We start from the raw sequence: 22139 nt of genomic DNA on the forward strand, positions 1-22139 counted from the left end.
TCCGCTGCCCGTTCGGCGTGCGCGCCATTGCTGGGGCGCCGCCCCGGACCCCGCGCCTGAAGCGCCGGCGGGGCCGGGAGTGTGTGCGCCGCTGCCGGAAGAGGCTAGTCCTGCTTGAGGACGAACGAGGTGCGGGCCACCGGCATGCCGGGAGCCTTGACCTCGACCACGTAGGTGTCGGGTGCGGCGGACCCCGCCGGAGGCGTCTGGCACTGGTCGGCCGCGCTGAACCTGCGGTCCCAGTCCAGCGACTGCTTCGTCTCGCCCTGCGCCGGGAGGCGGAAGAAGGCGTTGCCCGCGCCCGCCGGGCAGTCCGCCGAGGACCAGACCGCCTTGCTGCTGCTCGCCTGGAGGATGGTCAGGACGGCCTGCTTCGGGCCGAGGTCGATCTTGCAGGTGGTTCCTGAGGTGTTGCGGGCGACCAGTTCCAGGCGCGGCTTCTCGTTCGCCTCGTACTCGTTCTTCACGCTCTTGACCTCCCACTGCAGCGCACCCGGCGCGCACGTGGGGAGCGGGGAGTCCGCCGGGACCGGGGCCGGGCCGCCCGCGGCGCCACCGGACCCGGAACCGGAACCTGAGCTGCCGTTCGAGCCCGTGCCGCCGCCCGGTTCGCCGTTCTTGCCCCCGCCGCCGGTGGAGCCGCCCCCGGAGCCGCTGTTGCCGCCGCTGCCCGACTCGGGGCGCCCACCGGGGGCCGCACTGATCGCGGGGCCGGTACCGGCCGGACCCGGGGTGATCGAGGTGACGGGGTCGGGGCCGCCCTGGCCCTTTCCGTTCGTACTCGTCCTCCCCCCACCGGAACTGACGGTCCATACGGCGAGGAGCGCGAGGAGCGCGACAACGGAAGCCAGCACAGCCCTCCGTCGCCAGTAGATGGAGGAGGGGAGCGGCCCGACCGGATTGCGCAGAGATCCCACGGACGGAACCTTACGAGAGTTCGCGACCCGATCAGTGCCCCACATGCCGCACAGAGGACTTGATTTGCCGATGATCATCCTGCGGGCGCAATCGGGGGCGTCGAGATCTGGCCAAAGGGTTGATGTGGAGATTAGTCCGCCTTGAGTACGTTCGGTGAGCATGGACAGCTCCGACGGCTCCGGCCCCTACCGCGCCATCACCGATTTCGCCCACCGGACACCCTCATGGGTGCAATCGGCCTTCGAGATCTGGACGACGTACGGGCTGCTCCTCTTCGGGGTGCTGTTCGCGGCCGTCTGGTGGCGCTCGCGCGGCCGGGGCGCCCGTCTGGTGGCGCTGGCCCTGCTCGCGCCAGTGGCGACGGCCGTGGCGTACGGCGCGTCGGAGTTCGTGAAGTACGCGGTGGACGAGGAGCGGCCCTGCCGGGCCGTCGTCGGAGCCGCGGCCCCGCTGGTGCCGTGCCCGGGGCCCGGTGACGGGTCGTTCCCCAGCAACCACGCGGCCCTCGCGGGCGCAGCCACCGTGGCGCTGGCCCTGGCGGTGCGCCGGCTCGCGCCGCTGACCGTGCCGCTCGCGCTGCTGATGGCCTTCTCCCGGGTCTTCGTCGGCGTGCACCACCCGCACGACGTGGCGTTCGGCCTGCTGCTCGGCGGTTCGGTCGCCGCCCTCGCCGTCCTCGCGCTCGCCGGTCCGACGGGTGCGGTCGTCACCGCCGCCCGGGCGGGCGGCATCCCGGCCGTCATCTGGTTCACCGATCGCGGTCCGGCGCGCCGCGGGAGGGGAAACGTGCCAGGATGCCGTCTGCCATGACTGCATCTCCCGCTTCCTCCACGGCCGCATCCCCCGACTCCTCCCACGCGCTGCACTCCCCCGTGACCGCGTGGTTCGACGAGCACGCCCGCGACCTGCCCTGGCGCCGCCCCGAGGCCGGCCCCTGGGGGGTCATGGTCAGCGAGTTCATGCTCCAGCAGACGCCCGTCAGCCGGGTCCTGCCGGTCTACGAGCAGTGGCTCGCCCGGTGGCCCCGCCCCGCGGACCTGGCCACCGAGGCCCCCGGCGAAGCCGTACGGGCCTGGGGCCGGCTCGGCTACCCGCGCCGCGCGCTGCGGCTGCACGGCGCGGCCGTGGCGATAACGGACCGGCACGGCGGCGACGTACCGCAGGACCACGCACAGCTGATGGCGCTGCCCGGGATCGGCGAGTACACGGCGGCGGCCGTGGCCTCCTTCGCGTACGGGCAGCGGCACGCCGTCCTCGACACGAACGTCCGCCGGGTCTTCGCGCGCACCACGACCGGGGTCGAGTACCCGCCGAACGCGACGACCGCCGCCGAACGGCGCCTCGCCCGGGCCCTGCTGCCCGAGGACGAGGGCACCGCGGCCCGCTGGGCGGCGGCCTCGATGGAGCTCGGGGCGCTGGTGTGCACCGCCAAGAGCCCCGACTGCGCGCGCTGTCCGGTGGCCGGGCTGTGCGCGTGGCGGCTCGCCGGGAAGCCGGCGCACGAGGGTCCACCGCGGCGCGGGCAGACGTACGCGGGCACCGACCGGCAGGTGCGGGGCAAGCTCCTCGCCGTGCTCAGGGAGGCGGTGGGCGCGGTTCCGCAGGCGGTGCTCGACACGGTCTGGGACGAGCCGGTGCAGCGGGCCCGGGCGCTGGACGGGCTGGTGGCCGACGGGCTGGTGGAGCCCTTGGCCGGAGGCTTCTACCGGCTCCCGCAGGCCCTGCCCCAGAGTGCTCCCCAGGGCGCCCCCCAGAGCGTTCTGCGGACCGTCCCGCGGCCCTGACCAAAACTGACTCTGAGATTCCGCTTGTTGCCGGGAAACCGCAGCTCACGGCGGTTGTTACACAACCTATGGGTGTCCGTGCGCCCACCGAAGGCTGGCTCGCACAGGCCCGTGACAACCCCTCCGTACCTTCGAATCCGTAGGACACGGGGATGAGCGGTTGAACGGGTGGAGGCGGTCTGAGATGGCGCACGGCGAGGTACTCGGATTCGAGGAGTACGTACGCACTCGGCAGGACGCGCTGCTGCGCAGCGCCCGGCGCCTGGTCCCGGACCCCACCGACGCCCAGGACCTCCTGCAGACCGCGCTCGTACGCACCTACGGCCGCTGGGACGGCATCGCCGACAAGTCCCTGGCCGACGCCTACCTGCGCCGGGTCATGATCAACACCCGTACGGAGTGGTGGCGCGCCCGCAAGCTCGAAGAGGTCCCCACCGAGCAGCTCCCCGACGCCTCCGTCGAGGACGGCTCCGACCAGCGCGCCGACCGCGCCCTCCTCATGGACATCCTCAAGGTTCTCGCTCCCAAGCAGCGCAGCGTGGTCGTGCTGCGACACTGGGAGCAGATGAGCACCGAGGAAACGGCCGCGGCGCTCGGAATGTCGGCGGGAACCGTGAAGAGCACTCTGCACCGCGCGCTGGCCCGTCTTCGGCAGGAGCTGGAGAGCCGGGATCTGGACATGCGTGCGCTGGAGCGCGGTGACCACACCATGCGGTACGAGGGGCGTGAGCGGTGCGCGGCCTGAACGGCCAAGGTTTGTCCGGAAGTTCTCTGGTGCTGATGTCGGCGGGGGCGGTCGTCCTCGTCGGCACAGCCGTGTTCGCGGTCGGGTGCGCCACGGGCGGCACCGGCCTGCGCGACGGCGGCCCGGCCCGCACCGAAGCCGTGGCCAAGGCCACGCCCTCGGGGCCCGCGCCCGAGGACTCCGTCTCGGGCGCGTCCGGCCGGCCGCTGAAGAAGGTCGACCCCGTCACGCTGCTGATGAAGGACCCCAAGGTCAGCACCGAGGTCAAACGGGACCTCAAGCCCTGCTCGGGCAAGGAGTACCCGGTGGACGTGAGCTACGGGAAGATCACCGGCGGCCCCGTCGTGGACATCGTGGTGAACGTCCTGTCCTGCGCCGACGCCCTGGGTCGCGGAACCTACGTGTACCGGTCGGACGGAACGACGTACGAGAATGTGTTCGCGGACGAGCAGCCACCCGTCTACGCGGAGATCGACCGGGGCGACCTGGTGGTCACGAAGCAGGTCTACGGAAAGAGCGACACGCTCGCCTATCCGTCGGGCGAGGACGTGATCACGTACCGCTGGAACGGGGAGGGGTTCGCCGAGCAGGACCGAGTTCACTCGGAGTACAGCAACGTGGTCGACGGCGGCGTCCAGCCCGCCCCGGTCACGAGTCAGAAGAACTGAGCACGACCGAGCACAGAAGAACCGAGGCGAGGCTCCCGCATGGCCGAGACCCATGTCCTGTTCGTGGAGGACGACGACGTCATCCGTGAGGCCACGACCCTGGCGCTGGAGCGCGACGGGTTCGTGGTCACGGCCATGCCCGACGGCTTGTCCGGACTGGAGTCCTTCCGCGCGAACCGGCCCGACATCGCCCTGCTGGACGTGATGGTCCCGGGCATGGACGGCGTGAGCCTGTGCCGCCGCATCCGCGACGAGTCCACCGTCCCGGTGATCATGCTTTCCGCGCGCGCCGACTCCATCGACGTGGTGCTGGGCCTGGAGGCGGGCGCCGACGACTACGTCACCAAGCCCTTCGACGGATCCGTGCTCGTGGCCCGGATCCGCGCGGTGCTGCGCCGCTTCGACCACTCCGGCGGCCCGCAGAACGGCGGAACGAACGCGGGCGACAACGGCTCGGACCCCGAGCGCGGGGTGCTCTCCTTCGGTGACCTGGAGGTGGACACCGAGGGCATGGAGGTCCGCCGGGCGGGCGCCGCGGTGGCCCTGACCCCGACCGAGATGCGGCTGCTGCTGGAGTTCTCCTCCGCACCCGGCACCGTGCTGTCGCGCGACCGCCTGCTGGAGCGGGTCTGGGACTACGACTGGGGCGGCGACACCCGCGTCGTGGACGTCCACGTCCAGCGGCTGCGCACCAAGATCGGCCAGGACCGGATCGAAACGGTCCGGGGCTTCGGATACAAGCTCAAAGCATGAGGCGGTTCACCCTGCGCACGGGGATCCGCTGGAAGATCACCGTCGCCATCGCCTCCGTGGGCGCCCTCGTCACGATCGCCCTGAGCCTGGTGGTGCACAGTGCTGCCCGCGTGTCGATGCTGGAGAGCGCCCGCGAAGTACAGCTGGACCGCGTGCAGTTCATCTCGCGCAATGCCGACGCCGGGCGCAAGCCTCCCATGGGCGCCAAGGTCAACGACCCCGAACTGCCCGCCGAACTGCGGCACAAGGCGCAGTCGGGACGGCGCGGGACCTACATCCAGGAGCGCCCGCGCGGGGCGGCCGAGGTGTGGGCCGCCGTACCGCTCGGGAACGGGCAGGTCCTGTCGCTGCACACGCCGTTCCGTGAGGGCGCCAATCTGATCCCCGACCTGGACCGGGCCCTGGTCATCGGCGGGTTGTCCGCCGTGATCGGCGGCTCGGCGCTCGGCGTGCTCATCGGCGGGCAGATCTCGCGCCGGCTGCGCAAGGCCGCGGCCGCCGCGCAGCGGGTGGCGCACGGCGATCCCGACGTCCGCGTACGGGATGCGGTCGGCGGTGTCGTGCGGGACGAGACGGACGACCTCGCGCGGGCCGTGGACGCCATGGCGGACGCCCTCCAGCAACGGCTGGAGGCCGAGCGGCGGGTGACCGCGGACATCGCGCACGAACTGCGGACTCCGGTGACGGGCCTGCTCACGGCGGCGGAACTGCTGCCTCCGGGGCGGCCGACGGAGCTGGTGCGGGACCGGGCCCAGGCCCTGCGCGCGCTGGTGGAGGACGTGCTGGAGGTGGCCCGGCTGGACAGTGCGTCGGAACGGGCGGAGCTCCAGGACGTGGCGCTGGGCGAGTTCGTGAGCCGGCGGGTGGCGTCGCTGATGCCGGAGGCGACCGTACGGGTCGTCGCGGACGAGATCGTCAGCACCGATCCGCGCCGCCTGGAGCGGATCCTGGGGAACCTGCTGGCCAATGCCGCGCGGTACGGGCAGCCGCCGATCCAGGTCGACGTCGAGGGACGGGTCGTACGGGTACGCGACCACGGGCCGGGCTTCCCCGAGGCGTTGCTGCGCGAGGGGCCGAGCCGCTTCCGCACCGGGTCCACGGACCGCGCGGGTGTGGGGCACGGGCTGGGGCTGACCATTGCGGAGGGCCAGGCGCGGGTGCTGGGCGCCCGGCTGACCTTCCGTAACGTGGCCGCCCGGGGCGGCTCGGAGCGTGAGGGGGCGGCGGCGGGCGCGGTGGCGGTCCTGTGGCTTCCGGAGCACGCGCCGACGACGACGGGCAGCTTCCCGATCCTCAAACTGCCGCAGGACTGAACCGGGGCGGGTCGGGCGGGTCGGGCGCGACGGGTACCGGGCGGTATCCGCCCGGGAGTCCGTGACTTAGCATCCGTGGCATGACCGACGGTACGAATCCCCCGAGCCACCCGCAGCCCGAGCCCGCCCCCGGGAGCGGCGGATACGGGTTCCCGCCGGGACCGCCCGCGCAGGGCGGCTACGGCTACCCGACCCCGTCCGCCGGCTACGGCTACCCGCAAACGGGGCAGCAGCCGAACCCTTACCAGCAGGACCCGGGAGGCGGCCACCCACAGGACGCGGGAGGCGGTTACCAGCAGGACCCGGGGGGCTACGCACCGGACCCGGGGGGCTACCAGCAGGACGCGGGAGGCGGTTACCAGCAAAACCCGGGGGGCGGTTACCAGCAGGACCCGGGGGGCTACGCACCGGACCCGGGGGGCTACCAGCAGGACGCGGGAGGCGGTTACCAGCAAAACCCGGGGGGCGGTTACCAGCAGGACCCGGGGGGCTACGCACCGGACCCGGGGGGCTACCAGCAGGACGCGGGAGGCGGTCAGTGGGCTCCGCCCCCGGCCCAGCCGGGATTCACGAGGCTGGCCGGTCCGGACCTGCCCGGCGCTTCGCAGCAGCCGGACTGGGAGGCCATGGCCGACCGCTCCGCGGCCGAGCGGCGCAAGAAGCGGCTGTGGACGCTGGGCGGCGGGGTGATCGTGCTCGCGCTGCTGGCCGGCGGTGGAACGTTCTTCCTGCTGGGCGGCGACGAGGACCGACAGGACGCCCAGCCCGCGAACTCGGCCTCCGCCTCGCCCGAGCCGGATGATTCGAAGGGGCCCGCCGCCTACACCGCGACCGTCGCGGGCGACGACACGCTGCTGCGCGACAGCTACGGCAGCATGGGGATCCGGCTCGGCCCCGACCTCAAGGTCGGCCCGCGGGGCAAGCGCTTCCAGGTCATCGGCAAGGGCAACGGGAACTCGTGGGGGCAGTCCGCCGAACCGGTCGTGGACGTGACCAAGAGCTTCACCGTCACGGCCCGCGCCTACAACTCCGCCGCCAAGGGCTCCCGGATCATCATGAGCCAGGGTGACGGGGAGTCGTTCTCCTTCGAGCTGGGCGTGAACGAGGTGAACGGCAAGCAGGCCTGGATCTTCCGCGTGCAGACGGGCGACAAGGGCGCCGCGGCCACCACGCGGACGGTCGCCGCCGAGGGGCTCAGCATGGTGAAGACGCCCACGCTGCTGATGGCCACCTACGACGCCGAGAAGAAGGCGATAGCCCTGTACGTGGACGGCAAGAAGGCCGGGGAGACCCCGGTGCCGCCCATCTGGCAGGCCCCGGGTCCGCTCCAGCTCGGCCGGTCCAAGCACCACGACATCTGGACCGGTCCGTGGCAGGGCACCCTGCACAGCATCAAGACCTACGACATGGCCTTCACGGAGGAGCAGGCCGCCGGGTACAAGGAGGGGAAGCTCGAACCATCGCCGAAGCCGACCCATGCCTGGCTGCTCACCTGATCGGTGAGCAGGGCGGGTCGGCCGGTACGACGGGTGCTGCGGGTGCTGCGGTCGGGACGGGTCAGACGGTGACGCCGTTGGTGCGCAGGAAGGCGACCGGGTTGACGGCCGAGCCGTAGTTCGGGGTGGTGCGGATCTCGAAGTGCAGGTGCGGGCCGCTGGAGTTGCCGGTGTTGCCGGACAGGGCGATCCGCTGCGAGGCGTTGACCTTCTGGCCGATCTTGACCTGGATCTTCGAGAGGTGCGCGTACTGCGAGTACGTGTTGTTCGCGTGCTTGATCACGATGGCGTTGCCGTACGCGGGGCCGTCGCCGCCACCGTTCGGGCCCGCCTTGACGACGGTACCGGCGGCCGCGGCCTTGACCGGGGTGCCGACCGGGACGGCGAAGTCCTGGCCGGAGTGCTTGTGGGACCACATGTTGCCGCCCTTGCCGAAGGTTGCGGACAGCGTGTACTTCTCCAGCGGCTTGTCCCAGAGACCGGTCTTCGAGGCGCCCGCGGCACCGGCGGCGCCGGCGGCCTTGGCGGCGGGGGCGGCCTGCGGGGCGTCTGCGAACGCGGCGGTCGTGCCCGCCCCGAGGGCCAGCACGGCACCGAGAGCGGTGGTGCCGACAGCGATACGGGTACGACGGGTGTAGACGCGCTTCGCGAACATGTGCAGACCTCCGGGGCCGGGGACAAGGGGGGTTTCACGCCTCTCAGAGGCATGAAGTGACCCGGCACGATCGAGCGAGTGCCGGGCTGGCTCATCTTTGGTAACCCGTGCCCCGGGACTTCCCCAAATGTCCCGATTACTAGCGGAACTCGTAGCGGCGCCCGTGTGACGCGCCCCGTTGACGGCCCCTTCCAGGGACGAAGGTCCCGCGACAGGGCGTTTTCGATCTACGAAACGGCCTAGTACGTCCGTTTTGTCCTGTGCGGCTTGTCACCGGGGCCAGGACCGTTTGCGACCCAGGTCACTAGGGGTTTCGTGCCCGTGGGGCCGGACCCGCGGCGCCCTGCAGGCGCTGGGTGACCTGACCTCCCCGGCGTCGAGACCGTCCGCCCCGGATCCACGGGCCTTGGCCCGGCGGCCCGGAGCGCCAGGAGGGCCAGGAGGGCCAGGAGGGCCGCCTTCGAGTCCTGCTCCCCGCAGCAACCGGGCCCGGCGCCACAGCACCCTCACCGGCTTCGGCCTGGGAGCGGGACACGGAAAAGGGGCGGCCCCGGGACTTCTCAGTCCCGGGGCCGCCCCTTCGTACTCCTAGCGCCCCGTGAGGGTCACGCGCCCTTCGACAGGTCCGGGCCGGAGCCCGTGGCCTCGATCGGGGGGAGGTCGGGCAGGGCCGACTTCTCCTCGCCGCGGAAGGTGAACTTGGCGTCTTCGCCCTCACCCTCCTTGCCGACGACCACGATGTGACCGGGACGCAGCTCGCCGAAGAGGATCTTCTCCGACAGGATGTCCTCGATCTCGCGCTGGATGGTCCGGCGCAGCGGCCGGGCACCCAGGATCGGGTCGTAGCCGCGCTTGGCGAGCAGGAGCTTCGCGTCGCCGCTCAGCTCGATGCCCATGTCGCGGTCCTTCAGGCGCTCGTCGACCTTGGCGATCATGAGGTCGACGATCTGGATGATGTCTTCCTCGGTGAGCTGGTGGAAGACGACCGTGTCGTCGACACGGTTGAGGAACTCGGGCCGGAAGTGCTGCTTGAGCTCTTCGTTGACCTTGGCCTTCATCCGCTCGTAGCCGCTTTTCGTGTCACCCTGCGCCGCGAAGCCCAGGTTGAAGCCCTTAGAGATGTCCCGGGTACCCAGGTTGGTCGTCATGATGATGACCGTGTTCTTGAAGTCCACGACCCGGCCCTGGGAGTCGGTCAGACGACCGTCCTCCAGGATCTGGAGAAGGGAATTGAAGATATCCGGGTGGGCCTTCTCGACCTCGTCGAAGAGAACGACGGAGAACGGCTTGCGGCGCACCTTCTCGGTGAGCTGGCCGCCCTCTTCGTAGCCCACGTAGCCGGGGGGCGAACCGAAGAGGCGGGAAACCGTGTGCTTCTCACTGAACTCCGACATGTCGAGGGAGATCAGCGCGTCCTCGTCACCGAAGAGGAATTCGGCGAGCGTCTTGGAGAGCTCGGTCTTACCGACACCGGACGGACCGGCGAAGATGAACGAGCCACCCGGGCGCTTCGGGTCCTTCAGACCCGCACGGGTACGGCGGATCGCCTGAGAGAGCGCCTTGATGGCGTCCTTCTGACCGATGACCCGACGGTGGAGCTCGTCTTCCATGCGGAGCAGTCGCGAGGACTCCTCCTCGGTGAGCTTGAAGACGGGAATGCCGGTCGCGGTCGCGAGGACTTCGGCGATGAGCTCGCCGTCGACCTCGGCGACGACGTCCATGTCGCCGGCCTTCCATTCCTTCTCGCGCTTGGTCTTCGCCGCCAGCAGCTGCTTCTCCTTGTCACGGAGAGAAGCCGCCTTCTCGAAGTCCTGGGAGTCGATGGCCGACTCCTTGTCGCGGCGCACGCCCGCGATCTTCTCGTCGAACTCGCGGAGGTCCGGCGGCGCGGTCATCCGGCGGATGCGCATCCGGGAGCCGGCCTCGTCGATCAGGTCGATCGCCTTGTCCGGGAGGAAGCGGTCCGAGATGTACCGGTCCGCCAGCGTCGCCGCCTGGACGAGGGCCTCGTCCGTGATGGAGACGCGGTGGTGGGCCTCGTAGCGGTCGCGCAGGCCCTTGAGGATCTCGATCGTGTGGGGGAGGGAAGGCTCCGCCACCTGGATCGGCTGGAAGCGGCGCTCGAGGGCCGCGTCCTTCTCGAGGTGCTTGCGGTACTCGTCGAGCGTCGTGGCACCGATGGTCTGGAGCTCACCACGGGCCAGCATGGGCTTGAGGATGCTGGCGGCGTCGATCGCGCCCTCGGCGGCGCCCGCACCCACGAGGGTGTGGAGCTCGTCGATGAACAGGATGATGTCGCCGCGGGTGCGGATCTCCTTGAGCACCTTCTTCAGGCGCTCCTCGAAGTCACCGCGGTAGCGGGAACCGGCGACCAGGGCGCCGAGGTCAAGCGTGTAGAGGTGCTTGTCCTTGAGCGTCTCGGGAACCTCGCCCTTGACGATCGCCTGGGCCAGGCCCTCGACGACGGCGGTCTTGCCGACGCCGGGCTCGCCGATGAGGACCGGGTTGTTCTTCGTACGGCGGGACAGCACCTGCATGACCCGCTCGATCTCCTTCTCGCGCCCGATGACCGGGTCGAGCTTGGATTCGCGAGCAGCCTGGGTGAGGTTGCGGCCGAACTGGTCCAGGACGAGCGAGGTCGAGGGCGTGCCCTCGGCCGGGCCGCCGGCCGTGGCCGACTCCTTGCCTCCACCGGTGTAGCCGGAGAGCAGCTGGATGACCTGCTGCCGGACTCGGTTGAGATCGGCGCCCAGCTTCACGAGGACCTGGGCGGCGACGCCCTCGCCCTCGCGGATCAGGCCGAGCAGGATGTGCTCGGTGCCGATGTAGTTGTGGCCGAGCTGGAGGGCCTCTCGGAGCGACAGCTCCAGGACCTTCTTCGCCCGCGGGGTGAAGGGGATGTGGCCGGACGGGGCCTGCTGCCCCTGACCGATGATCTCCTCAACCTGCTGGCGAACAGCCTCGAGCGAAATCCCGAGGCTCTCCAGGGCCTTAGCGGCGACACCCTCACCCTCGTGGATCAAGCCCAGGAGGATGTGCTCGGTGCCGATGTAGTTGTGGTTGAGCATCCGGGCTTCTTCCTGAGCCAGGACGACAACCCGCCGCGCGCGGTCGGTGAACCTCTCGAACATCGTTTATCGCTCCTCAGAGCGGTCGGGCAGTTCGGGGTCGGTCCCCGCCTGTCCTTCCGCATGCTAGTCCCGCGGGGCGGGACAGCTCATTCCAACTGCCGACATCCGTCCGCGGCTCACCCCTGCATCAGCGGGAAAACCGGCTTGAAGAGCCGACAACTGCTCCAACTCGATGGTGCGAGACGATGTTCCCGCAGGCCAGGCAGATACCCGTCATGCGTGTACGCCGACGGCGAACGGATGCCCGTCAAATCAGCGTGTCGCCCCGATCCACTAGGAATGTCTTACCCGTAAGGACTGACACTCCATGCGGGCGCCACCGGTTCCCTCAGCTAAGGGCGAACACAGTTGCGCCTCGAATGTGGACTCCGTACTCCACGGATGTTTACGCTCCGCATGACGGTGAGTGCGGTGTGTCACATTGAGCGTAACCCTGCGGCCTTTCGGAAGTTGCTCCGGACATGGCCGTAACCGTCCCGTCGCTCGCCCCGTCGACCGTGCCGCCGCCCCGCCCGGCGCCCGAGGAGGACGCGTGCGCCTCCTGGTACCGGAGAGTGCTCGGCTGGACCGTCCTGGGCGGGCCGCCCGCCCAGCTCGCGACCGGGAGCCGGTTCGACGTGCTGGAGCTGCCGTCCGACGCGGGGGCCGCCCTGCTGCGCAGGCCGGTCGCCACGGGCCCGGTGGCCCTGATGGGGCGCCGGATGCGGTTCCTGGTGGCCGCGGGGAGCGCAGAGGAGCTCGACGGGCTGCTCGACTGGCTGGAGTGGGGCGGGGTCGCCCTCGATCTCGCCGCCCTGGGTGCGGGTGGCCGGATCACCGCCCCGGTGCCGCCGGGGCATTGCGTACGGGACGGGAGTCCCCGGGGGGCCGCCGTGTGGCTACGGCCCCCCGAGCAGGGGTGCGAGGCACTTCTGCCTGCCCTGTCCGGTCCCGGACAGGGCGCCGGTCCCGGGCGGGTGGGCGCCGGGCCCGATCTCGTGCGCCTGGTCTCCGCGGCGGCGACGGAATGTCACCGCGCGCGGCTCCGGCGCCGTACGCCCCTGCGGAGCGCCGTGGCCGGGCCTCCCTCGCGGGCCGGCCGGGTCAGTCCCTGACGGGTCAGCCCCGGTTCTCGTATTGGTCGCGGATCTCCTGCGGCACGCGACCGCGGTCGTTGACGCTGAGGCCCTGGGACTTCGCCCAGGCGCGGATCTCCGCGGTGTCCGGGTTGCCGGACGCCACGGCCGTGCGGCCCTTGGCGCGGCCGGTGGACGCGCGGCCACCGGTACGCCGGCCGCCCTTGGTGTACGGGTCGAGCAGACCGCGGAGCTTTTCAGCGTTGGCGGTGGTGAGGTCGATCTCGTAGGTCTTGCCATCCAGAGCGAACGTCACCGTCTCGTCCGCCTCGCCGCCGTCGAGGTCGTCGACAAGAAGGACCTGAACCTTCTGTGCCACCGGGATTTCCTTTCATCGAAAAGCAGTACGCGGAAAGGAAACCGCTTTTGCCTGGAAAACACAAACCCCCGGTGAGAGGTTCGAGACCGCAACAGGGCGGGAAACGTACGCGATTCGGACATAGGCCACAGGTGCGCAGAGCGCCGGAAAAGCTGAGGCCATCGATCAGAGGTGCAGAAGCATCCGACTGTTGCCCAAGGTGTTCGGCTTCACTCGTTCGAGACCGAGGAACTCGGCGACACCCTCGTCATAGGAACGCAGCAGCTCCATGTAGACATCGGTCTTGACCGGTGTCTCGCCGATCTCGACGAAGCCGTGCTTCGCGAAGAACTCGACTTCGAAGGTGAGGCAGAAAACCCGGCTCACCCCGAGGGTGCGGGCGGTGCGCAACAACTGCTCCAGTACCTGATGCCCGACTCCGGCGCCCTTCAAGCCCCGATCGACGGCGAGAGTGCGCACTTCGGCAAGGTCTTCCCACATCACGTGGAGAGCGCCGCAGCCGACGACCTGGCCGTCGGAGTCGCGTTCCGCGACCCAGAACTCCTGGATGTCCTCGTAAAGGACGACCGGAGCTTTGTCGAGCAGGATCCGCTGCTGCACGTACTGGTCGAGGAGGCGGCGCAGCGCGGGAACATCACGCGTCCGGGCACGGCGGATCGTCACTGTTTCTGCATGTGCAGTGGAAAACTCTCCCATGGCTGCGGACGTTATCGCCCCGGCTCCTGCGGGCGCTCGTCGGACTCCCCCTCGGCCACGGGCGGAGCGGGGGGTTCGGGGGCGGCGTCGGCGCCCGACTCGTCGTCGTACTGGACGACCCGCACGGCGTCCCGGAGGGCTTCCCGCTGTTCCGCGGACATCATGCCGAAGAAGGCCACGAGGGCGGCCGCGGGGTTGTCGCTCGTCGACCAGGCTTCGTTCATCAGTGCGGCCGAGTAGGCGGCGCGGGTGGAGACCGCCGTATATCGATAGGCGCGGCCTTCGGCTTCCCGGCGCACCCAGCCCTTCTGATGGAGATTGTCCATAACGGTCATGACCGTGGTGTACGCGATGGACCGTTCCTGCTGGAGGTCTTCCAGTACTTCTCGCACGGTGACCGGGCGGTTCCACTGCCACACCCGCGTCATGACGGCGTCTTCGAGTTCTCCCAGGGGGCGAGGCACACCAGCACGATAGTGCGGCTTGTGCTGAATTGCCTGGCTACTCGCTCGGCAACGCGCCAGAAAAACGGGCGCACGGCCAGTGAAGCCGTACGCCCCGAAGGTTACTTCTGCTGCTGCTGGGTGGCTTCGGCCCGGGCGAGCACGGCATCGACCGCCGCGTCCTCCTTGGCCTTGTTGGAACCGCCCTGGCTCTTCACGATCGTCATGACGAGAGCGATGAAGAACACGGCCATCACGAAGGGGGGCACGAGCGCGGAGACATAGTCCATGCCCCACAGCGTAGCTACCCGGCGGCCAGCCCGGCCGCCGGGGGCGGGCTGGGCTTGCGGCGCGGCGGGAACACCTCACCAGGGGTCGGAATCGGCCGCTCCGGGCGGGGCGGCTCCTTGGGGTGCGGAGCCGGGCGGGCCGGCGGCTCGTCCTGCTCCTTGCCGCCGGCCAGGGCCAGCAGCCGGGTGCGGGGCGCCGGGGCCGTCGACAGCCGCCTGCGCACGGAGCGCTCCGCGACCGTCCGGACCCGTTCCAGTAGGGCGGCGGCGACCGGATTGGCGCGCAGCGCGCGCAGGGCGGCGAGGTCGTCGGGCTCCGGTTCGTACCCGGCGGCCAGGGCGTCCTGCAGCAGCTCCAGGTAGCCGGAGAGACTGCCGGGCAGGGCGCCGCGGTAGCGGGCGAGGTCCGCGAGGAGGAACGCTCTGAGCCGACCCGCCTCCTGGACCGCTTCGTCCACCGACTGCGCGAGGCGCAGGCAGTCCTGGACCTCCTCGGCCGCCAGGGGGGCCGAGGAGGACTGAAGGGCGTGGGCGAGGAGGCGCCTGAGCAGGTGCAGCTCAGCGGCACTGAACGCCATGCCGCCGCGGGATCCGTAGGGCGTGGGCATGGGCCGAAGATACGCGCTAATCGGACAAAATCCCCTGTATTGCGGGTGTGGCGCGCTCGGCGGGTACCTCAGCCGGTCTCTTTGACCGCCCGCAGGAAGTCGGCCCAGGCGGCCTGGGTGGTGGCGAGCACGAGGTGCGCGGGGTCGGCGCGGTCGGCGACCTTGACGAGGGCTCCGGGGGCGGTGGCGACGTAGACGCAGGCGTCGCCCTCGCTGCAGAACGAGGACTTCCGCCACGCGGGCTGAGCAGTCATGGTGTCTCCTCCGGGCACGGTGGCCGGTAATTGCCGTCAATGACGGTAACGCCGCGGCCGGCTCGCGCCGGTGCCTTTCGGGAATTCGGTGTTTCGCCGCTTCCCTCCCGGGGGGGACGGGTACCGCTGCGCGGGCTCGTCCCCGCCCCGCCCTTTCGCCGTTTCCCGGGGCCCCGCCCCGGACCCCGCGCCTCAAACGCCGGCGAGGCTGGGGTTCCGGGCCGGATCCGCAAGGCGCCCCCTAGATGCGGGCCACGAAGGCCGAAACCGCTTCGTGGACGTCGGACTGCGTCCAGGACAGTCCCGGCTGCGTGATTTCCAGTTCCGTCACCGCGAGGCCCGGCGGGCCGTCGGCGGACCAGCGGCGGAAGAGGACCGTGCCCGTCTCCTCGGCCTGTCGCAGGCCCGCCTCCGTCAGCCGGTCCGCCTCGTACGGGAGCCACACCTGGAACTGGTGGGTGTGCGGCTCCTCCGGGTTGATCCGGGCCCACGGGACCCCCGAATCCGCGAACGCCGAGCGCAGCGCCCCGGCCACCAGCCGCGCCTGGGCCACGTAAGACGGCAGCCGGGGCAGTTCCCGTTCCAGTCCGACGAGCGCCGAGAGGGCCTGCGGGAACTGCCGGAAGATCTGGCCGCCGTAGCGGTGCCGCCAGACCCGGGTCTCCTCCACGAACTCCCGCGGCCCCGCCAGGGCCGCCCCGCTGAGGCCGCCGAGCGACTTGTAAAAGGAGACGTAGACGGAGTCCGCGAGGCCCGCGATCTCGGGCAGGGTGCGGCCGAAGTGGACGGTGGACTCCCACAGCCGGGCCCCGTCGAAGTGGACGACCGCGTCCCGTTCCCGGGCCGCTTCGGTGAGCGCCTCCAGCTCCTCCCAGGTGGGCAGCAGGAAGCCCGCTTCCCGCAGGGGCAGCTCCACCATCAGCGTGCCGAAGGGCTCCCGGAGCGCCTCGACGTCCGCGGCCGACGGCGGGCGGGCCTCCGTGGTCGGGTGCGTCACCCGCAGCCCGGAGACCGTCGACAGGGCGTCTCCCTCCCACCGCTCCGGATGGCTCATCGGGTGCAGGGCCACCACCGGGTTCCCGGTCCGGCCCGCCCAGCACCGCAGCGCGATCTGCTGGGCCATCGTGCCGGTGGGGAAGAACGCCGCGTCCTCGGTCCCTAGCAGCTCGGCGACCTTGCGCTCCAGTGCGGTGACGACCCCGTCGCCGTAGACATCGGCCGGCCCGTCCATGTCGTACGGAGCATCGGCGAGCGAGCCGAGCAGCTCCCCCACGGTGGGCTCCAGCAGGCTGCGGGACAGCCTCCGCTCCGCCCCGCGCCAGGCCGCGACCAGCCGCTTCGTACGTTCGGTGTCCTCGCTGTCATCACTCATGGGGAAAGATCCTCGCTCCTGTCGCCGCCGACCGGCCAACTGCCCCAGGAGCTAGCATGGCGGCGTATCGTCCGGTACCCCCGCGGACTGGAACGGAAGGGCCTCCCCCGCGTGAATTCATCACAGCAGCCACGCCCTGCCCGGCTCGCCGTCGGCGTCGTCGGTGCCGGCCGCGTCGGTCCCGCGCTGGCGTGTGCGCTCCAGCAGGCCGGGCACCGGCCCGTCGCCGTCTCCGGAGTCTCCGACACGTCCGTGCGCCGGGCCGAGCGGATGCTGCCCGACGTGCCGCTCGTACCGCCCGCGCAGGTGCTGGAGCTGGCCGACCTGGTGCTCCTGACCGTCCCCGACGACGCGCTGCCGTCCCTCGTGGAGGGCCTCGCCGAGACCGGCGCGGTCCGGCCGGGACAGCTGCTGGTGCACACCTCGGGACGGTACGGGACCTCCGTGCTCGACCCCGCGCGCCGCGCGGGCGCCCTGCCGCTGGCCCTGCACCCGGCGATGACCTTCACCGGCACTGAGGTCGACGTGCAGCGGCTCGCCGGCTGTTCCTTCGGGGTCACCGCCCCCGAGGAGCTGCGCCTGGCCGCCGAGGCCCTGGTCATCGAGATGGGCGGGGAGCCCGAGTGGATCCGGGAGGAGAACCGGCCGCTCTACCACGCGGCCCTGGCCCTCGGCGCGAACCACCTGGTCACGCTGGTCGCCCAGGCCATGGAGCTGCTGGCCAAGGCCGGGGTGGAGCACCCCGACCGGATGCTCGGCCCGCTGCTCGGCGCGGCCCTGGACAACGCCCTGCGCTCCGGTGACGCCGCCCTGACCGGGCCGGTGGCCCGCGGGGACGCCGGTACGGTCAGGGCGCACGTCTCGGAGCTGCGGCGGCACGCGCCCGCCGCGGTCGCCGGGTACCTGGCGATGGCCCGTACGACCGCGGACCGGGCCCTCGCGCACGGGCTGCTCAAGCCCGAGCTCGCCGAGGACCTCCTCGGTGTGCTCGCCGACACGGAGTCCGACGGGGGCGACCAGTGACCGACCTGCTGCTGCACACCGCTGAGGAGCTGCACAAGCTGTCGCGCACCGGCCGCCGGGCCGTGGTGATGACCATGGGCGCCCTTCACGAGGGCCACGCCACCTTGATCCGCACGGCCCGCGAACAGGCCGGGCCGGGCGGGCAGGTCGTCGTCACCGTTTTCGTCAACCCCCTGCAGTTCGGGGCCGGCGAGGACCTCGACCGCTACCCCCGCACCCTCGATGCCGATCTGCGGATCGCCGAAGGGGCGGGTGCCGACGCCGTGTTCGCCCCGGCGGTCGACGAGGTCTACCCGGGCGGCGACCCGCAGGTGCGGATCAGCGCCGGCCCGATGGGCGAGCGGCTCGAAGGGGCCACCCGCCCGGGGCACTTCGACGGGATGCTGACCGTCGTCGCCAAGCTGCTCCACCTCACCCGCCCCGACCTGGCCCTCTTCGGCCAGAAGGACGCGCAGCAACTGGCCCTGATCCGGCGGATGGTGACCGACCTGAACTTCCCCGTCGAGGTGGTCGGCGTACCGACCGTCCGCGAGGAGGACGGGCTCGCGCTGTCGTCCCGCAACCGCTACCTCTCCCCCGCGGAGCGGCACACCGCCCTGGCGCTGTCCCGCGCCCTGTTCGCCGGCCGCGACCGGCTCGCCGCGCAGGCGGCGCTGCGCGCCCGCGCCGAGGCCTCCCCGGCCAGCGACGAGCGGGCCACCGCCCTGGCCCGCCTCGGCGAGATCCGCGCCTCCGCCGACGCGCACGCCGTCTCGGTGGCCGGCGCCGGTCTGCCGGACGCCGTACGGGCCGCCGCGCTGCACGTCCTGGACGAGGCGGGCCGCCACGAGCCGCCGCTCGCGCTGGACTACCTGGCGCTGGTGGACCCGCTGGACTTCACCGAGACCGGTCCGGACTTCACCGGGCGGGCCGTGCTGGCCGTCGCCGCGAAGGTGGGCTCGACCCGGCTGATCGACAACATCCCATTGGAATTCGGAGCACACTCGTGAGCACCCCAGGCAGAGGCATCCCGTCGGACGGGGCAGGCGAAGGCACCGGCATACGGCTGCACGCCCCGGCCCCCGGCTGGTCCCTCGACGCCGACGTCGTGGTCGTCGGTTCCGGCGTGGCGGGCCTGACGGCCGCGCTGCGCTGCGCCGCCGGGGGCCGCCGTACCGTCGTGGTCACCAAGGCCCGGCTCGACGACGGCTCCACCCGCTGGGCCCAGGGCGGTATCGCCGCGGCCCTCGGCGAGGGCGACACCCCGGAGCAGCACCTCGACGACACGCTGGTCGCCGGTGCGGGCCTGTGCGACGAGGAGGCCGTCCGGCTGCTCGTCACCGAGGGCCCCGACGCCGTACGGCGGCTGATGGCCGCCGGCGCGGTCTTCGACACCTCGACGGAGACCGGCGAGATAGAGCTGACCCGCGAGGGCGGACACCACCGCCGCCGGATCGCGCACGCGGGCGGCGACGCCACCGGCGCCGAGATCTCCCGGGCGCTCGTCGAGGCCGTCCAGGCCGCGGGCATCGAGACCGTGGAGAACGCCCTCGTCCTGGACCTGCTGCAAGACGCGCAGGGTCGTACGGCCGGTGTCACCCTGCACGTCATGGGCGAGGGCCAGCACGACGGGGTGGGCGCCGTGCACGCGCCCGCCGTGATCCTCGCGACCGGCGGCATGGGCCAGGTCTTCTCCGCGACCACCAACCCGTCGGTGTCCACCGGTGACGGCGTCGCGCTCGCGCTGCGGGCCGGCGCCGAGGTCTCCGACCTCGAGTTCGTACAGTTCCACCCGACGGTGCTCTTCCTCGGCCCGGACGCCGAGGGACAGCAACCGCTGGTGTCGGAGGCGGTCCGGGGCGAGGGTGCGTACCTCGTCGACGCGGACGGCGTGCGCTTCATGCAGGGCCAGCACGAGCTCGCCGAGCTGGCGCCGCGCGACATCGTCGCCAAGGGCATCATGCGCCGCATGCTGGAGCAGGGCGCGCAGCACATGTACCTCGACGCCCGGCACTTCGGCGCGCAGATGTGGGAGCAGCGCTTCCCGACCATCCTGGCCGCCTGCCGTTCCCACGGCATCGACCCGGTGACCGAGCCCGTCCCGGTGGCGCCCGCCGCGCACTACGCGTCCGGCGGCGTCCGCACCGACCTGCACGGGCGGACCACCGTCCCCGGCCTGTACGCCTGCGGCGAGGTCGCCTGCACCGGTGTGCACGGCGCGAACCGGCTGGCCTCCAACTCGCTGCTGGAGGGTCTGGTCTTCGCCGAGCGGATCGCCGAGGACATCGTCGCCGAGCGGCCCGCGGGCAGCGGCCCGGGCATACCGGTCCCGGCGACCGGCCCGCTGCAGCCCGGCGCGGCCCGGTACGAGGTCCAGCGGATCATGACGGAGGGCGCGGGCGTGCTCCGCTCCGCCGACTCGCTCAGTGCCGCGGCCGACGCCCTCGAAGCGCTGTACGCCACCGCCCTGAACGACCTCGAAGCGCACGGCAAGACCGCCGAGCCGGGCGTGGACACCTGGGAGGCCACGAACCTGCTGTGCGTGGCGCGGGTCCTGGTCGCCGCGGCGCAGCGGCGCGTGGAGACCCGCGGCTGCCACTGGCGCGAGGACCACCCCGAGCGGGACGATGCCCACTGGCGCCGCCATCTCGTCGTCCGGCTCTCGGCGACCGAGAAGCGCGCCCTGGTCGTCGTACCCACCGACTCCGCGGACTTCCCGTCCGTGCACCCCCTGAGCACCCCGAGCCTGGAGCAGTGACCGTGAGCACCCCCGAACTTCCCCTGATCGACCAGAACGACGGCGGCTGCGGCGACGACTGCGCCTGTGGTGACGGCGAGGAGAGCGGCCTGGACCCGGCGCTGGCGCAGCTGCTCGCCGACGCCGGCCTGGACCCGATCGAGGTCGAGGACATCGCGCACATGGCGCTGTCCGAGGACCTGGACGGCGGCGTGGACGTGACGACGGTGGCGACCGTGCCCGAGGAGGCCGAGGCCGTCGCCGACTTCGTCGCGCGCGAGGACGGTGTCGTGGCCGGTCTGCGGATCGCCGAGGCCGTGTTCTCCGTGGTCTGCACGGAGGCCTTCGAGGTGGAGCGGCACGCGGAGGACGGCGACTCCGTCGTGGCCGGGCAGCTGCTGCTGTCCGTGCGCTCGCGCACCCGTGACCTGCTCACGGCGGAGCGCAGCGCGCTGAACATCCTGTGCCGGCTGTCGGGCATCGCGACGGCCACCCGCCGCTGGGCCGACGTGCTGGAGGGCACCTCGGCGAAGGTCCGCGACACCCGCAAGACCACGCCGGGCCTGCGCTCGCTGGAGAAGTACGCGGTGCGCTGCGGCGGCGGCGTCAACCACCGGATGTCGCTCGCGGACGCGGCGCTGGTCAAGGACAACCACGTGGTGGCGGCGGGCGGTGTCGCCCAGGCGTTCAAGGCCGTGCGCGAGGCCTTCCCCGAGGTTCCGATCGAGGTCGAGGTCGACACGCTGGAGCAGATCGGCGAGGTGCTGGAGGCCGGCGCCGACCTGATCCTGCTGGACAACTTCACGGTCGAGCAGACCGCCGAGGCCGTGGCCCTGGTGGCCGGCCGCGCGGTGCTGGAGTCCTCGGGCCGCCTGACCCTGGATTCGGCCCGCGCGTACGCGGCGACCGGCGTGGACTACCTGGCGGTCGGCGCGCTGACCCACTCCTCGCCGATCCTGGACATCGGGCTCGATCTGCGCGAGGCGGTGTAACCCGTGCTCCTCACCATCGACGTGGGCAACACCCACACGGTCCTGGGGCTGTTCGACGGTGCCGAGATCGTCGAGCACTGGCGCATCTCGACCGACCCGCAGCGCACGGCCGACGAGATGGCCGTGCTCCTGCAGGGGCTGATGGGCATGCACCCGATGCTGGGCAGCGAGCTGGGCGACGGCATCCACGGCATCGCGATCTGCTCGGCGGTGCCGTCGGTCCTGCACGAGCTCCGCGAGGTGACCCGCCGCTACTACGGCGACGTGCCCGCGGTGATCGTGGAGCCCGGCACCAAGACGGGCGTGCCGATCCTGATGGACAACCCGAAGGAGGTCGGCGCGGACCGCATCGTGAACGCGGTCGCGGTGGTCGAGCTCTACGGGGGCCCGGCGATCGTGGTCGACCTCGGTACGGCGACCACCTTCGACGCGGTGTCCGCGAGGGGTGAGTACGTGGGCGGGGTGATCGCCCCGGGCATCGAGATCTCGATGGAGGCGCTCGGCGTACGGGGTGCCCAGCTACGGAAGATCGAGCTGGCGCGGCCGCGCAACGTGATCGGGAAGTCCACGGTCGAGGCGATGCAGTCGGGCGTGGTCTACGGCTTCGCGGGGCAGGTCGACGGGGTCGTGACGCGGATGGCGAAGGAGCTGGCGGGACCGCACGGCGACCCGGACGACGTGCGGGTCATCGCCACCGGCGGGCTGGCTCCGATGGTGCTGGGCGAGTCCTCGGTGATCGACGACCACGAGCCGTGGCTGACGCTGATCGGGCTGCGGCTGGTGTACGAACGCAACGCGCCGAAATTCGACTGACGCCGCCGGAGACCGGGGCCGTACCCCGTGGGTAC

The 22139-nt window shown here is 71.6% G+C and carries 23 protein-coding genes; 13 read left to right on the top strand and 10 right to left on the bottom strand.

The window, feature by feature from the left end; genetic code table 11:
- Positions 1 to 104: 104 nt before the first annotated feature.
- Entirely contained in the window at positions 105 to 917 is an 813-nt protein-coding gene (locus OG207_RS19705; protein ID WP_329099797.1) for a hypothetical protein, read from the bottom strand.
- Between the two features lie 160 nt (positions 918 to 1077).
- Between OG207_RS19705 and OG207_RS19710 the strand changes: the two genes are divergently transcribed.
- The 7 genes from OG207_RS19710 (at position 1078) to OG207_RS19740 (ending at position 7677) form a co-directional block, all read left to right on the top strand.
- Positions 1078 to 1728: a phosphatase PAP2 family protein gene (locus OG207_RS19710; protein WP_329099798.1), complete on the top strand. Its 651-nt coding sequence runs from the start codon at positions 1078 to 1080 to the stop codon at positions 1726 to 1728.
- The gene (locus OG207_RS19715) at positions 1725 to 2702 is read left to right on the top strand and encodes an A/G-specific adenine glycosylase (RefSeq protein ID WP_329099799.1); all 978 of its coding nucleotides are present in this window, start codon (positions 1725 to 1727) and stop codon (positions 2700 to 2702) included. The genes OG207_RS19710 and OG207_RS19715 overlap by 4 nt, the downstream gene beginning before the upstream one ends.
- Positions 2703 to 2886: 184 nt before the next feature.
- Complete coding sequence (locus OG207_RS19720; protein WP_030010715.1) at positions 2887 to 3447, top strand: SigE family RNA polymerase sigma factor; 561 nt, start codon at positions 2887 to 2889, stop codon at positions 3445 to 3447.
- A 35-nt stretch (positions 3448 to 3482) separates the two neighbouring features.
- Positions 3483 to 4115: a hypothetical protein gene (locus OG207_RS19725; protein WP_329107742.1), complete on the top strand. Its 633-nt coding sequence runs from the start codon at positions 3483 to 3485 to the stop codon at positions 4113 to 4115.
- Between the two features lie 39 nt (positions 4116 to 4154).
- A complete protein-coding gene (cseB, locus tag OG207_RS19730) occupies positions 4155 to 4868 on the top strand; it encodes a two-component system response regulator CseB (RefSeq protein ID WP_329099800.1) in 714 nt (237 codons plus the stop codon).
- The gene (gene cseC / locus OG207_RS19735) at positions 4865 to 6181 is read left to right on the top strand and encodes a two-component system sensor histidine kinase CseC (RefSeq protein WP_329099801.1); all 1317 of its coding nucleotides are present in this window, start codon (positions 4865 to 4867) and stop codon (positions 6179 to 6181) included. The genes cseB and cseC overlap by 4 nt, the downstream gene beginning before the upstream one ends.
- 80 nt (positions 6182 to 6261) lie before the next feature.
- Positions 6262 to 7677 carry a LamG-like jellyroll fold domain-containing protein gene (locus OG207_RS19740; protein WP_329099802.1) on the top strand — a complete coding sequence of 472 codons (1416 nt, stop codon included), beginning with the start codon at positions 6262 to 6264 and terminating at the stop codon, positions 7675 to 7677.
- Positions 7678 to 7738: 61 nt separating this feature from the next.
- On the opposite strand, the gene OG207_RS19745 is transcribed toward OG207_RS19740, so the two are convergent.
- Together OG207_RS19745 and OG207_RS19750 are read right to left on the bottom strand one after the other, a co-directional pair.
- Positions 7739 to 8332: a M23 family metallopeptidase gene (locus OG207_RS19745; RefSeq protein ID WP_329099803.1), complete on the bottom strand. Its 594-nt coding sequence runs from the start codon at positions 8330 to 8332 to the stop codon at positions 7739 to 7741.
- Positions 8333 to 8937: 605 nt separating this feature from the next.
- Complete coding sequence (locus tag OG207_RS19750) at positions 8938 to 11463, bottom strand: ATP-dependent Clp protease ATP-binding subunit (RefSeq protein WP_329099804.1); 2526 nt, start codon at positions 11461 to 11463, stop codon at positions 8938 to 8940.
- A 461-nt stretch (positions 11464 to 11924) separates the two neighbouring features.
- On the opposite strand from OG207_RS19750, the gene OG207_RS19755 reads away from it, so the two are divergent.
- Positions 11925 to 12557 carry an SCO3374 family protein gene (locus OG207_RS19755; RefSeq protein WP_329099805.1) on the top strand — a complete coding sequence of 211 codons (633 nt, stop codon included), beginning with the start codon at positions 11925 to 11927 and terminating at the stop codon, positions 12555 to 12557.
- A gap of 4 nt (positions 12558 to 12561) precedes the next feature.
- Here the strand turns inward: OG207_RS19755 and OG207_RS19760 are convergent, their stop codons facing one another.
- The 7 genes from OG207_RS19760 to OG207_RS19790 all read right to left on the bottom strand — a co-directional run bounded on the left by OG207_RS19760 (position 12562) and on the right by OG207_RS19790 (position 16560).
- Positions 12562 to 12897, bottom strand: a complete 336-nt coding sequence (locus tag OG207_RS19760; RefSeq protein ID WP_329099806.1) for a histone-like nucleoid-structuring protein Lsr2 — start codon at positions 12895 to 12897, stop codon at positions 12562 to 12564.
- Positions 12898 to 13062: 165 nt separating this feature from the next.
- Positions 13063 to 13593 carry an amino-acid N-acetyltransferase gene (locus tag OG207_RS19765; protein ID WP_030009901.1) on the bottom strand — a complete coding sequence of 177 codons (531 nt, stop codon included), beginning with the start codon at positions 13591 to 13593 and terminating at the stop codon, positions 13063 to 13065.
- A gap of 11 nt (positions 13594 to 13604) precedes the next feature.
- Positions 13605 to 14057 (bottom strand): BlaI/MecI/CopY family transcriptional regulator, encoded by a 453-nt coding sequence (locus OG207_RS19770; protein WP_329099807.1) that lies wholly within the window; start codon positions 14055 to 14057, stop codon positions 13605 to 13607.
- Between the two features lie 101 nt (positions 14058 to 14158).
- Positions 14159 to 14326: a hypothetical protein gene (locus OG207_RS19775; protein WP_030009899.1), complete on the bottom strand. Its 168-nt coding sequence runs from the start codon at positions 14324 to 14326 to the stop codon at positions 14159 to 14161.
- Positions 14327 to 14340: 14 nt separating this feature from the next.
- Positions 14341 to 14904, bottom strand: coding sequence for a hypothetical protein (locus OG207_RS19780; RefSeq protein ID WP_402696782.1), 564 nt, complete (start codon positions 14902 to 14904; stop codon positions 14341 to 14343).
- 98 nt (positions 14905 to 15002) lie between these two features.
- Entirely contained in the window at positions 15003 to 15188 is a 186-nt protein-coding gene (locus OG207_RS19785) for a DUF397 domain-containing protein (RefSeq protein WP_329099809.1), read from the bottom strand.
- A 241-nt stretch (positions 15189 to 15429) separates the two neighbouring features.
- The gene (locus OG207_RS19790; protein WP_329099810.1) at positions 15430 to 16560 is read right to left on the bottom strand and encodes a threonine aldolase family protein; all 1131 of its coding nucleotides are present in this window, start codon (positions 16558 to 16560) and stop codon (positions 15430 to 15432) included.
- Positions 16561 to 16671: 111 nt separating this feature from the next.
- On the opposite strand from OG207_RS19790, the gene OG207_RS19795 reads away from it, so the two are divergent.
- Genes OG207_RS19795 through OG207_RS19815 form a run of 5 tightly spaced genes read left to right on the top strand, consistent with a single transcriptional unit; the run spans position 16672 to position 22104 of the window.
- A complete protein-coding gene (locus OG207_RS19795) occupies positions 16672 to 17583 on the top strand; it encodes a Rossmann-like and DUF2520 domain-containing protein (protein WP_329099811.1) in 912 nt (303 codons plus the stop codon).
- Positions 17580 to 18572, top strand: coding sequence for a pantoate--beta-alanine ligase (gene panC / locus OG207_RS19800; protein ID WP_329099812.1), 993 nt, complete (start codon positions 17580 to 17582; stop codon positions 18570 to 18572). The genes OG207_RS19795 and panC overlap by 4 nt, the downstream gene beginning before the upstream one ends.
- Positions 18569 to 20320: an L-aspartate oxidase gene (locus OG207_RS19805; protein WP_329099813.1), complete on the top strand. Its 1752-nt coding sequence runs from the start codon at positions 18569 to 18571 to the stop codon at positions 20318 to 20320. The genes panC and OG207_RS19805 overlap by 4 nt, the downstream gene beginning before the upstream one ends.
- Positions 20321 to 20322: 2 nt before the next feature.
- Positions 20323 to 21291 carry a carboxylating nicotinate-nucleotide diphosphorylase gene (nadC, locus tag OG207_RS19810; RefSeq protein ID WP_329099814.1) on the top strand — a complete coding sequence of 323 codons (969 nt, stop codon included), beginning with the start codon at positions 20323 to 20325 and terminating at the stop codon, positions 21289 to 21291.
- Between the two features lie 3 nt (positions 21292 to 21294).
- Positions 21295 to 22104 carry a type III pantothenate kinase gene (locus OG207_RS19815; RefSeq protein WP_329099815.1) on the top strand — a complete coding sequence of 270 codons (810 nt, stop codon included), beginning with the start codon at positions 21295 to 21297 and terminating at the stop codon, positions 22102 to 22104.
- Positions 22105 to 22139 lie beyond the last annotated feature (35 nt).

It is taken from the genome of Streptomyces sp. NBC_01439 (assembly GCF_036227605.1).
Lineage (GTDB): Bacteria > Actinomycetota > Actinomycetes > Streptomycetales > Streptomycetaceae > Streptomyces.

Excerpts from the sequence above, each read along its gene's own strand:
- OG207_RS19755 (WP_329099805.1), top strand. The coding sequence starts at position 11,925 with ATGGCCGTAACCGTCCCGTCGCTCGCCCCGTCGACCGTGCCGCCGCCC.
- OG207_RS19790 (WP_329099810.1), bottom strand. The coding sequence starts at position 16,560 with ATGAGTGATGACAGCGAGGACACCGAACGTACGAAGCGGCTGGTCGCG.
- OG207_RS19710 (WP_329099798.1), top strand. The coding sequence starts at position 1,078 with ATGGACAGCTCCGACGGCTCCGGCCCCTACCGCGCCATCACCGATTTC.
- cseB (WP_329099800.1), top strand. The coding sequence starts at position 4,155 with ATGGCCGAGACCCATGTCCTGTTCGTGGAGGACGACGACGTCATCCGT.
- OG207_RS19785 (WP_329099809.1), bottom strand. The coding sequence starts at position 15,188 with ATGACTGCTCAGCCCGCGTGGCGGAAGTCCTCGTTCTGCAGCGAGGGC.
- OG207_RS19745 (WP_329099803.1), bottom strand. The coding sequence starts at position 8,332 with ATGTTCGCGAAGCGCGTCTACACCCGTCGTACCCGTATCGCTGTCGGC.
- OG207_RS19780 (WP_402696782.1), bottom strand. The coding sequence starts at position 14,904 with ATGGCGTTCAGTGCCGCTGAGCTGCACCTGCTCAGGCGCCTCCTCGCC.
- OG207_RS19725 (WP_329107742.1), top strand. The coding sequence starts at position 3,483 with ATGTCGGCGGGGGCGGTCGTCCTCGTCGGCACAGCCGTGTTCGCGGTC.
- OG207_RS19715 (WP_329099799.1), top strand. The coding sequence starts at position 1,725 with ATGACTGCATCTCCCGCTTCCTCCACGGCCGCATCCCCCGACTCCTCC.
- OG207_RS19740 (WP_329099802.1), top strand. The coding sequence starts at position 6,262 with ATGACCGACGGTACGAATCCCCCGAGCCACCCGCAGCCCGAGCCCGCC.
- OG207_RS19750 (WP_329099804.1), bottom strand. The coding sequence starts at position 11,463 with ATGTTCGAGAGGTTCACCGACCGCGCGCGGCGGGTTGTCGTCCTGGCT.
- OG207_RS19765 (WP_030009901.1), bottom strand. The coding sequence starts at position 13,593 with ATGGGAGAGTTTTCCACTGCACATGCAGAAACAGTGACGATCCGCCGT.
- OG207_RS19775 (WP_030009899.1), bottom strand. The coding sequence starts at position 14,326 with ATGGACTATGTCTCCGCGCTCGTGCCCCCCTTCGTGATGGCCGTGTTC.
- cseC (WP_329099801.1), top strand. The coding sequence starts at position 4,865 with ATGAGGCGGTTCACCCTGCGCACGGGGATCCGCTGGAAGATCACCGTC.
- OG207_RS19720 (WP_030010715.1), top strand. The coding sequence starts at position 2,887 with ATGGCGCACGGCGAGGTACTCGGATTCGAGGAGTACGTACGCACTCGG.